Annotated in this window: 16 protein-coding genes; 7 read left to right on the plus strand and 9 right to left on the minus strand. The window is 68.8% G+C overall.

What is annotated here, in order from left to right; all coding sequences use genetic code 11:
- A partial coding sequence (locus L0H79_RS17225) for a hypothetical protein (RefSeq protein ID WP_301485878.1) occupies positions 1-626 on the plus strand: 626 nt, incomplete at its 5' end.
- A gap of 74 nt (positions 627-700) precedes the next feature.
- Positions 701-1405 carry an HNH endonuclease family protein gene (locus L0H79_RS17230; RefSeq protein ID WP_301485879.1) on the plus strand — a complete coding sequence of 235 codons (705 nt, stop codon included), beginning with the start codon at positions 701-703 and terminating at the stop codon, positions 1403-1405.
- On the opposite strand, the gene L0H79_RS17235 is transcribed toward L0H79_RS17230, so the two are convergent.
- Positions 1356-1850, minus strand: a complete 495-nt coding sequence (locus L0H79_RS17235) for a hypothetical protein (protein WP_301485880.1) — start codon at positions 1848-1850, stop codon at positions 1356-1358. The two genes, L0H79_RS17230 and L0H79_RS17235, sit on opposite strands and share 50 nt — an antisense overlap.
- A 309-nt stretch (positions 1851-2159) precedes the next feature.
- Here L0H79_RS17235 and L0H79_RS17240 point away from each other — a divergent pair, with 309 nt between their 5' ends.
- From L0H79_RS17240 to L0H79_RS17250, 3 genes are all read left to right on the plus strand, one after another.
- Positions 2160-2534 carry a WhiB family transcriptional regulator gene (locus L0H79_RS17240; protein WP_301485881.1) on the plus strand — a complete coding sequence of 125 codons (375 nt, stop codon included), beginning with the start codon at positions 2160-2162 and terminating at the stop codon, positions 2532-2534.
- 122 nt (positions 2535-2656) lie between these two features.
- Entirely contained in the window at positions 2657-3154 is a 498-nt protein-coding gene (locus tag L0H79_RS17245; protein ID WP_301485882.1) for a hypothetical protein, read from the plus strand.
- Positions 3151-3444 (plus strand): hypothetical protein, encoded by a 294-nt coding sequence (locus L0H79_RS17250; protein WP_301485883.1) that lies wholly within the window; start codon positions 3151-3153, stop codon positions 3442-3444. Before L0H79_RS17245 ends, L0H79_RS17250 begins: the two co-directional genes overlap by 4 nt.
- Positions 3445-3732: 288 nt before the next feature.
- On the opposite strand, the gene L0H79_RS17255 is transcribed toward L0H79_RS17250, so the two are convergent.
- From L0H79_RS17255 to L0H79_RS17290, 8 genes are all read right to left on the minus strand, one after another.
- The gene (locus L0H79_RS17255; RefSeq protein ID WP_301485884.1) at positions 3733-4245 is read right to left on the minus strand and encodes a hypothetical protein; all 513 of its coding nucleotides are present in this window, start codon (positions 4243-4245) and stop codon (positions 3733-3735) included.
- A 40-nt stretch (positions 4246-4285) separates the two neighbouring features.
- Positions 4286-4561 (minus strand): hypothetical protein, encoded by a 276-nt coding sequence (locus L0H79_RS17260; RefSeq protein ID WP_301485885.1) that lies wholly within the window; start codon positions 4559-4561, stop codon positions 4286-4288.
- A gap of 179 nt (positions 4562-4740) precedes the next feature.
- Positions 4741-5577, minus strand: a complete 837-nt coding sequence (locus tag L0H79_RS17265) for a phosphoadenosine phosphosulfate reductase family protein (RefSeq protein WP_301485886.1) — start codon at positions 5575-5577, stop codon at positions 4741-4743.
- Positions 5574-6302, minus strand: coding sequence for a hypothetical protein (locus L0H79_RS17270; RefSeq protein ID WP_301485887.1), 729 nt, complete (start codon positions 6300-6302; stop codon positions 5574-5576). Before L0H79_RS17270 ends, L0H79_RS17265 begins: the two co-directional genes overlap by 4 nt.
- Positions 6299-7180: an RAMP superfamily CRISPR-associated protein gene (locus L0H79_RS17275; protein WP_301485888.1), complete on the minus strand. Its 882-nt coding sequence runs from the start codon at positions 7178-7180 to the stop codon at positions 6299-6301. Before L0H79_RS17275 ends, L0H79_RS17270 begins: the two co-directional genes overlap by 4 nt.
- Positions 7181-7185: 5 nt before the next feature.
- Complete coding sequence (locus tag L0H79_RS17280; RefSeq protein ID WP_301485889.1) at positions 7186-7611, minus strand: hypothetical protein; 426 nt, start codon at positions 7609-7611, stop codon at positions 7186-7188.
- Entirely contained in the window at positions 7608-7841 is a 234-nt protein-coding gene (locus tag L0H79_RS17285) for a hypothetical protein (RefSeq protein WP_301485890.1), read from the minus strand. The genes L0H79_RS17280 and L0H79_RS17285 overlap by 4 nt, the downstream gene beginning before the upstream one ends.
- Positions 7842-7843: 2 nt before the next feature.
- On the minus strand, positions 7844-8098 hold the full coding sequence (locus tag L0H79_RS17290) for a hypothetical protein (protein ID WP_301485891.1): 255 nt from the start codon (positions 8096-8098) through the stop codon (positions 7844-7846).
- A 651-nt stretch (positions 8099-8749) separates the two neighbouring features.
- Here L0H79_RS17290 and L0H79_RS17295 point away from each other — a divergent pair.
- Together L0H79_RS17295 and L0H79_RS17300 are read left to right on the plus strand one after the other, a co-directional pair.
- Positions 8750-8932: a hypothetical protein gene (locus L0H79_RS17295; RefSeq protein ID WP_301485892.1), complete on the plus strand. Its 183-nt coding sequence runs from the start codon at positions 8750-8752 to the stop codon at positions 8930-8932.
- Between the two features lie 214 nt (positions 8933-9146).
- A partial coding sequence (locus L0H79_RS17300) for a transposase (RefSeq protein WP_301485893.1) occupies positions 9147-9880 on the plus strand: 734 nt, incomplete at its 3' end.

A 9880-nucleotide genomic window follows, 5' to 3' on the forward strand; every position in this document is an offset into this window, starting at 1 on the left:
CGCTGCAGGCCGCCAAGCCAGCCGCGGCCGCAGCCGACACCAGGGCGGTCCTGCTGCGACCACGGCCGGCAGCCGCACCACCCAGGCCGGTGGCAGCGACGACGGTGGCGGACTCCCCAGGATCCCGGGACTCGGATGAGGACCCGGTGGCGCTGCGTTCAGGGGCCAAACGGATGGTTGAGGCCCTGGGTCGGATGGCACCGCTACGGCTGACCAAGGGTCAGTGGGGAATGGTCGCGAGGCTGAAGACCACCGGTGGTACTTGGTCGACGTACCTGTCCGACATCCGCCGGCTGGGCTTCCTCGACGAGACCGGCGCGGGTTACACCCTCACCGACGCGGGTTTCGACTACCTCGGCGGGCGGCCCGAGCCGATGAGCGCCCTCGAACTGCAGAGCCACTACCGCTCGATCCTGCGGGCCGGGGCGGCGAAGATGCTCGACGCGCTGATCGACGCCTACCCGACGGCCCTGACGAGGGAGGAGCTCGGCACGGCGGTCGACATCGTCACCACGGGCGGGACCTTCTCCACGTACCTGTCCGACCTGATCCGCAACGGACTGGCGGAGCGTCAGGGAGGGGCCCTGGTGGCCACCCCGATCCTGATGCACGGATCCCAGGCCTGACTGACTGACCTCCTCCGGCAGTCGGCCTTGGCTGGCCCGTCACAAGCCGGCGTCGGTGGGCACCTTCTCTCGGCATGACACGGCGCAGGCGGGCTCTGGTGGGGGTCCTTATGGCGATCGTCAGCCTGCTCGCCGCTGGGTACTTCTCGTCTTGGTCGACCAGCCCCGTCGAGCCCCAGGTCTCGCCCACAGCCACGGGCTCGACCGGCGCGACGGTGGGACTGCGCACCGTGCCGGTTCGCAACTCCGTGCCTGGATATGACCGCGACTGCGGACTGGGTCATGGGTGTGTGTTCGGGCCCGCCTGGAGCGACGACGTCGACGTCGCTGGTGGCCATGACGGCTGCGACACACGCAACCAGATCTTGCATGCGGCGATGAGTGCCGTCACGACCAAGCACGGCACGCGTGGCTGCGTCGTGCTGGCCGGGATCTTGCGGGACCCCTACACGGGCGCGACCATCGCCTTCACCAAGGCCGATGCAGGGCAGGTGGCGATCGATCACATCTACCCGCTCGCTGCGGCTTGGGACCTGGGAGCCTGGTCCTGGTCCAGTCAGCAGCGTCGCAACTTCGCCAACGACCCGCGAAACCTGCTGCCGACCGCACGCGGGGTGAACGCGTCCAAGGGTGACAAGACGCCTCAAGGTTGGGCACCGCCGACTGCCGGCGGTCGGTGCCTCTACGCCAGCCGGTACGCGGCCGTCGCTGCGGCATACGGCCTCCCGGTCACGGAGAGCGACCTGCGCGCCCTCCGTCTGGACCTGAGCGACTGCTGACGTGCACCGGTCCGTCAAGATACCGGTAGGCCTTGTGCACGCCGGCGAGGCTGTGGGTGACACCAGATCCCTCAGTGATGCCGTCGGCGATCACCCGCCAGCTCAGCCCAGCCTGCCGGGCCTTGCGCACCGCCACCTCCAACCGCGAACGAGGGTTGGCTGCGGACGCCACCAGCGCCTCACGGGCGGCGGCCCGAACCCGGCGGGGGTGGCGCCGGAGCCAGGCCTCGACCTTGCGCTGAGAGAACACTGCCGGCGACGTCTTGGAGCGCGCCGGCGCCGGGGCTGGCATGCCGGCGGTCAGTCGCGGACGACCCTGGGTCGTTGGTGTGCGCCGAGCCACCGCGGCCGCGGCACGCAGAGCTGACAGCGAGGGCCGCTCGCCGAGGACCTCCTCGACACGGTCCGCGACCTCGCGATAGCTGTACGTCGCCTCTGCACCCACGTTCGGAGTGTAGGGACCCCCGGTGCCGGGCGACACCCGCGCAGAACACGCCAAACCCAGAAGTAGACGGTTCGCAGCAAGTTGTGCCACTCTTGATTCCATCGCCCTTCACCACGGCGATCAGCGAAGGCCTCACCAGCCCCGAAGGAGATCCAGATCATGACCATCACCCTCAGCAGGACCTACACTGATGCCACTGCGAGCATGCAGGTTGACCCGGAGGCTCCTCAGACATCTGAGGCGGCCTCCGAGTCTTATGTCCGGGCCTTCCCGATCCAAGACGCTCGGTGCGCGACATACCCGGGGCAGATGGAATGGGTCCCTGATCGGGAGCGCACCATCGTTCCGGACGTCATGGCCGCGCTGTGCCGGCGCTGCCCCGGACGGCAGGAGTGCCTGCTGTGGGCGTTGACGGGAGATGAGCAGGGCTATTGGGCCGGGACAACTCGTGCCGACCGGCTACGGATGGTCAGCCTCGAGCAGACCATCGTGGAAACGGCGGACTGGCTCCAGGATCTCGCGCGCAGCGAGGCGACGGCCGGTGCGATCCACCCCGTGGGCGACGGCTCCTACTTCTGGTACCGCCGGCGCGGGTGCCGCTGCACCGAGTGCAAGCAGGCGAACGCTGCCGCCCGTGCCCACGAGCGTGCGGTGGCTCGGCAGAAGGCTGGTGTCGCGGCATGATCGTGGCAACACACACGCTCGAAGGAGTCGATCTCGTGCCGTTGATCAACCAGCCCTGGTCTAGGGTCCGGACCCCTGTGCCGATCCCTCAGAACCTGGGCTCGGGGAACGAGCTGCTCGCCATGACTGATGAGCACTTCGCCGAGCTGGTCCGGTCCAATTTGATGCCGCGGGAGGACCAGCCCGGTGGTCGTCAACGGTGGACCCAGCTATGGGCTCTGCTCTTGGCTGACGGGGACCTCGCTGAACGGACCTTCGACGCACTGGAGGACTTCCTCGACGCGACCGAGGCTGCGCTCGAGGTCGGCCTCGACGAGGCCGAGGAGCGTCGCGCCCGGAAGTTCCAGCAGGTGTGCGGGCAGGCGTGGAAGCGGCTGCAGCGCGTGGACGACGACCGACCGCTGGCGTGGGCCGGCAAGGCGGCCGACGGTTTCAATCCGGTCGGACGCAAGGTCGTGGCCAAGCTGGTCAGTGCCATCGCGCAGCACCGTTCCGCAGCCATCCGGTCCGGGCGGACGATCGCCGAGGACGACCGGTACCTCTGGGGGGTGCTCGAGGCGGTGCAGCTCGACCCGCGCCAGTACCACTTCCGGGACCGAACCTCGAGGGAGGATTCATGAGCCTCGATCTGGGGAAGGTGGCAGCCGAGCTCATCGCCCAGTTGGGTGCTCAAGGGGTCCGGGCCGACCGCTTCACGACGGGTCCTGAGACGGCGGGGATCAACGTCTGGGGCGAGGAAGGTCGGTACCCACTCACGAGCGTCACCATCAGCGACTCGGGGAAGTTCCATGACTACGCCTGGGGCCCCCGGTACGAGCACACGCTGCCCTTGGAGACCACGATCAGCGAGGTCGCCGCAGCTGTCATCGCCACGCTTCCCGGTGCACCAGACCAGAACGAGACGGGGTGACCCCCGAGGTATGTCTCTGGACCGGTGGGTAGGTGCCCGGTGCGATGGGTGCGGTGAGGGCTCCGAGATCTTGGAAAACGCATCGTTGGCCCGAGAGCAAGCGCGAGTCGACGGCTGGAGCACGGCACTGACTGGAGGGGTCGACCTTTGTCCCCACTGTCGAGCTGCGGCAGCTGCCGAGGGGCGGCAGCTGCCGAGGGGCGGGTTGTTCTGAAGGAGGAGCACCCCTACGCCGGCTGGCGAGCGGGAAAGCCTCTGAACAGGGGTTTGGGTGCCCGGGGGCCTGCCTCAAACCGGTGAGCTGCGTTCCTGGTCGGGGTAGAGCTTGGCGACGAGGTCGTGGCTGGCTCTGATGATGCCGGCGGCCATGGCTGGGTTGAAGATCGTCGGCTCTGCGGTGGGGTGGCTGAAGCCGTTGCGGAGCTTCCTTGCGCCCTCGTCGAGCCGCTCCTTCTCGTCGTTGTCGATGAGGTCCTGCTGGTGTGCCTTCTTGATGAGGTCCTGCATGCCCTTGCCGCGGACGGCGAGTCGGGTGCCGAGCGCTGCTTCGAGGACCAGGAGCGCGTAGTGAGCTGCCACGGTCAGGAACTCGTAGACGTAGGCGCCATGGGCGTAGAGGTCACGGGTGAGGGTGAGTTGCGCGGCGATGCCCTCTGGGGTGGCCGTGGTGGTCGGCCAGGTGCTGGTGAGCTCGGAGTGCCGCGCGGCGGTCATCTCAATGGGCGCGCCTGTGCGCGGGTCGAACCCGGCGATATGCATGGCGATACGTGGGTCGAGCTGTGGCGTGGTCACCTTGGTCATCGATGTCCAGTCTGCGGCTGTGGAGGGAGTGGGAAAGCCGTCAGGGGCTGGGCGTGCCCCATTCGAGGATCTCGCCTTCTGCGGCGTCGACGACCTGCCGGTGCTTCCGGCCGGAGTGTTGTGCTGGCCGGTCGCAGACGAACATCCGCTCAGTGCCGTCGTTGGTCTGGTCCGGCTTGACGTGGAGGACCTCACCGCAGGCTGGCGTGTCGGGGTCGGGGAGGAACCACCTGCCGTGGAGGACGTTGTTGATGAGGTCATCCGGTGCGGGTTCGTTCTCGAAGCAGGCGACCATGGTGGTGATGGTGAGCTGCATGGTTCCTCCGTGGCCCATGACGGACGGTTGTTGGCTCAAGTCTGTGGTGTTTCGGGCCGTTCTGCGCGTGATGCGGACGTGCCGGCGGGTTCGATTGTCAGTGACGGGACGGCTTGGGCGCCTGGTCAGCTGCTCGATGAGGTTCGTGACCGGCGGGCCCCGGATCGCGTGCTTGACTCTCAGACGTACTCGCGCAGACGGGGGAGAACGACGGCGAGCTCCTCGAAGAGGGCAGGCCAGCCGCGGCGGAGCCAAGTGACTCGTCCTTCCTCGAGGCGGGTGCCGTCAACCATGTGGGACACGCGGAGGAAGTGTTCGGGTGCGCCGAGTCGGCGGAGCTTGTCGTAGACGGGGTTGACCGGGATGTTATGGCGGGCGACGTGTCCCCAGATCTCTGGGGTCTTCCAGTCCCAGACCGGCCCATAGGCGGTGGTGCCGTCGACGCGTTGGATCAGGCCGCCGTGTCGAGATCGTTGGTCTCGCCGGGTGGTGCAGTGGGTTGGGGAACAGTCGCACGGGGTGGCCCGGAGCGCGTTGGCGTAGGCCGCTGCGCGGCCGCGGGACTCCTCGGCCCGAACGCCCCAGAGCTCGCCGGGCCCGTGACGCTCATGGGCTGTTGCGGCCGGGGTGGTGATCAGGGTTCGGTGGAGGTCTGGCGCGGCAGGGTTGCGCTGGGCGTGGTGATCCCAAGCTCCGGTGGCGGCCAGTACCTCCAGGGTGGTGTGTTCGGCCGGGATGACGTCGAGGTTGAGACGCCACTGATGGGCGAGGTCCTCGATGTAGGCGTAGGTCTCGGGGAACTCCAGTCCGCTGTCGAAAAAGGCGACGGGGACGTCGGGCTCGACCTGGAGCACCAGGTGCAGGGTCACCAGCGAGTCCTTGCCACCAGAGAAGGCGACGTAGCCCTCGCAGCGGTCGAGGTGATCCTCGATCCTGCGGTACAGCAGTGGCAGGTCGCGTTGGGTGGAGCGCAGGCCTTGCAATGCGCGGACATCGAGGCCGGGGTTGCGGCTCATGTGGTCAGCAGGGCGGGGAGGTGGAGCTCGTGCTGGCGGGCGGGGTGCATGTAGGGCGGTCGTATGCCGGCACGGCCGTGGCCGCCATCGGCGGGCGCGGCCGCGCCGGTGAAGCATTGGGACGGCGTCGGCCGCCCCAGGGTGCCGTCGGGGTGCAGGTGGCTTGCGGCGAAGTGGTCCAGACCTGAGCTGGTAAGGATCTCCCATCGCAGGACGTGGCCTTCACCGCTGGTGCGCTTCTTGCCGATGCTGGTCACGGGCTCGAGAATCTCGCCGATCCGGTCGGGGTCACCGATGGCGTGCCAGGTGACGCTGGGACAGGGGGTGACCAGGAGCGGCATCCGCCGGGCCCGGTAGCGGCCTTGGCGGTCGGACACCGTCTTGGGCAGCGACGTGGCCACCTGCTCGAGCGCGCGGCGGTCCACTCGGCCCGTCCAGGTGTGCACGTCGACGCGGTCTGTGGGCCGCTCCGGGTAGGCGCAGGTGGCTGCCCAGTGCCACGGCCCGATGGCCGGTGTGCAGCGAGCCAAGGGGAGATCGAGGTCCGGTGGGTCGGCCTGGTCGAGAGCTCGCACGTGGTCCTGCCCGGCGGCTCGGTTGGCGGCCTTGTGCTCGGCCCAGATCTCGGCCGCGAGAAGTCCGTCGAGGGCGATGCCCCACGGGGCCGCGTGGGCGATCCCGGCGGCCAGGTGTGCCCGGATGACCATCGGCCGGTGGCTGCTCATATGAGCCCTCCGAGCGACTGCAGGATCTCGTCACGATGGTCCCGGGCGTGGGCTCGCCAGTCGACGAGCGGAGCCGCCCGGTCGGCGCTGGTTTGCAGGTCGACGCGGATCTGGCCGTGGCCGATGCCGATGCGCCCGCCGATCCTGGCGTCAGCAGTGAAGGCCTCGAGGAGGTCAGTAAAGAAGGCGAGCTCGAGGTCGGTGGGCCGGCGCAGTCTGATCCAGGTGGCGAACGTTGTCCCGGTGGGGAAGGTCTCGATGTTGAAGAGCATCTGCTGGGACGAGCTGGGGTGCTCGTGGATCTCGGGGGAGCCGGACGCGTCGAAGGTGAGGTGGGCCGTGGGTGGAACGGCCAGGACCTGGGCGAAGTCGTGCGTCGAGGAGTCGTCCTGGCGGGTGTACGCCTCGATCTGGGTCGCGGTGAAGGCAGAGACAGTGGAGGTCGCGCCGGTGATGTGGTTGGTCTCAGCGACGTGGGGGACGACCTTGCCCACATCCAGAGCGCCGTCGATGATGGCGCCGCCGCCGGCCGCGCCGAAGATGCCGATCTGGGGCACGAGGTTGCGCAGGCGCTGTAGGCGGTTCCCGGACAGCGGCTCGTGGGAGGCCTTGGCCAGCGACCCTCCTCCGCGAAGCGCGTGCGCGGCGGCGGGATGCAGGAGTCCCTCGTAGCCCAGGACGTCGCGCAGGAGCTCTTCGCCGACTCGGCGCAGGCGGCCGCGGAGGGTGTTCCCTGAGATCACCGGCACATGGACCAGGTGGCCGGCTGGGTGGGCGATCAGCTCACGCCGCAGCAGGGTGATGGTTCCGCGGGTCTCGCCACCGTGGGCGATCGAGGATGTCGCGGTCAACGTGGCGTCCCACTTGATCGTGGCCATGCGGGTTACGCCTTCGCCGGTTCGGGTGTGCGCCGGGCGCGGACGGCGTCCGCGACGATCCTGGTTCGCAGGAGGAGGGCCTCGGTCTCGAAGCGGAGGACCTCGAGCACGGGGAGGGCCTCGGCTCGCAGCAGCTCTTCGAGCTCGGCGCGTTCGGGGGCCGAGCGTGGCTGGGAGCCGAGGTCGTCGGCGACGTCGCGCCACCAGCGGCGCAGGTTCGCAGCGCGGTAGGTGGCGCAGATGACCCGGTCGGGCAGCAGCCGGTCCCAGTAGGTGGTGCGGTACCGACCGACCCAACCTCCTTGCCAGTCGACGCCGTAGTGGACCAGCAGGAGGAGGCGCTCCGCGGTCCCTGCTGCGCCTTCGAGCGGCGGCATCACATGGCTGGCGGACGCGAGCCACCGATCAGTCGGGGATGGCGTCGGGTTCACAGTCGCACCTCGAATGCCGGCAGGCCCATGAACTTGGGTGCGCACACCAGGCAGCGGCTGCAGGCGACGTCGTGGACGGGGGTGTCTGACGCGTCGTCGACGGCGCGGCCGCAGAGGGTGGCGAAGGGCAGCCGGTCGGGGGAGCTGCTGCGCAGAGCGGGGCTGGTGACCACCAGGTGGGTGAGCTCATCGCTTCGGGCGGTGACGGTGTGGAACGGCAGCTGGGCCATGACTACTCCTTGGGTGTGGTGATGTGTAGCGCGAGATCGAGCCACGGGGACGGTGTGGTGCGCCATGGGGCCAGCTGGCTCCAGGCGCGCATGGTGCCGGCCCAGTCGCTGGCCGGCAGCCGGCGCAGGACGGGGAACGGTGGGGCCGGCTCGCTGAGCATTCGGGTTCCGAAACCTTGGGATCTCAGGTGCGCGACGAGGGCGAGCAGCAGAGCCTCGATCGCGGTCCAGGGCAGCTGGATGTCGTCGAGGGTCACGCGTCCCCAGCTGGCGCCGGGTAAGAGGTGTTTGCGGCCTGGTCGAAGCGGAACGGTGAGCGCGGATGTCGGCTCGAGTGGACCGCCGGCAAGCAGCTCGAACACGCCGTGGCGGTCCAGAGCCACGAGGCGGTCCGGGGCTCGGTTGACCAGGTGAGGCCGGGACCGCAACTCAGGGTGTTGATACCCCCACGCACACGGCGGGCAGAGTCCCGGGCCGGAGGGGTTGACCCAGTCGTCGAAGCCGGTGAAGACCTTCGACACGGCCGTCTTGACGGGGACGAGAGCGCCGGCTGAAGCGCACCTGGCGCAGGGTCCGCTTGCCGTCGACGAGGAGGAGGGGAAGCCGGCTGCAGCCCAGGCTGCAGAGAGCACGGTGGTCATGGCGCCTCGCGAGGTCAGTGGTCTGCGTGGTCACCGATAGAAGGTGTCGGGGCTGGTGGTCCTGTGACATCGGGCCGACGTCGGCTGGGCCCTGCTGCTGCTGTCTGTCCGGTTGGCGATCGGCCTCAAGTTGCGCGGCATCGTCAGATATCTGATCTGGCCGGCCGATCCCGGTGACATGAACACACCACATCGAGCCCGCGACCTTAACCACCTGTTCGTGATTGCCTCCTGCGAACGAACCCCGAGAGGACCTAGGAGGACGGCATGCTGACCGCAGTCGTGGCGCTGTGCGTCATCACCGCGACCAGTGCCTTCCTGGCGTGCGTGGTCCCTCGGAAGCGGTTGCGTGCCACTGTTGCGCTCGTCCTGGCCCTGAGCACCGGGGCGGCGATGCTGGTTGCAGCTGAGTCCTTGGTGCCCCTGGCGGGGCAGCCCTTCCCGGGCTGAAAATGGGGGTCCGGTCGCTCGGTGACGTCGTGTCTGCTTGGTCCCCTGCTCGTTGGAGGCCGACGCTGAGTCGGGCGCTGGGAGCTGTGTCGTGGGCCCTTCATTGTCGCTACGAGCACGCGGACTAGATTCGCTGGTTGCCCTTCAGCTCCTCCGGGCGACCGGACCCGGGGCCCGTCCGGGCTGGGGGTCGAACGGTTGAGGAGGTGACCTGATGGACGTGGAAGCACACGTCGATCCGTGGGAACAGCAAGACCAGGAAGTCGATCCGGACGAGATCGTGCAGCGGGTCGCCGCGCTGGACATCGGCAAGGCCGAGGTGGTCTGTGCGGTCCGGCTGCCGGGGCGGTCCGGGCGGCGCCGGCAGCTGGTCCGCACGTTCTCCACGATGACCCGCCAGCTGCTGGTGCTGGCCGACTGGTTGACCTCGTTCGGGGTCACCCGGGTCGTGATGGAGGCCACCGGCGACTACTGGCGGCCGCCGTTCTACGTGCTGGAAGGCGTCATCGCCGACACCTGGCTGGTCAACGCGAAAGACGTCAAGAACCTGCCGTCTCGGCCCAAGACGGACGTGATCGATGCAGTCTGGGTGTGCAAGCTCGCCGAGCGCGGCATGCTGCGGCCCTCGTTCGTGCCCCCGCCACCGATCCGGGACCTGCGTGCGTTGACCCGCTACCGGGCCAACCTCGTCGCGGTCCGCACCGCCGAGAAACAACGCGTCGAGAAGCTCCTGGAAGATGCCCAGATCAAGCTGTCCGTGATCGCCTCCGACATCTTCGGGGTCTCCGGCCGGCAGATGCTGGCCGCGTTGATCGCCGGCGAACGCGACCCGAACACGCTCGCGCAGATGGCCCACGGCCGGATGCGGCCCAAGATCAACGACCTGCGCGAAGCGTTCATCGGCCGGTTCGACCAGGGCCACGCGTTCCTGCTGGCCACCATGCTCGA

The organism is Intrasporangium sp., from assembly GCF_030452765.1.
Lineage (GTDB): Bacteria > Actinomycetota > Actinomycetes > Actinomycetales > Dermatophilaceae > Intrasporangium_A.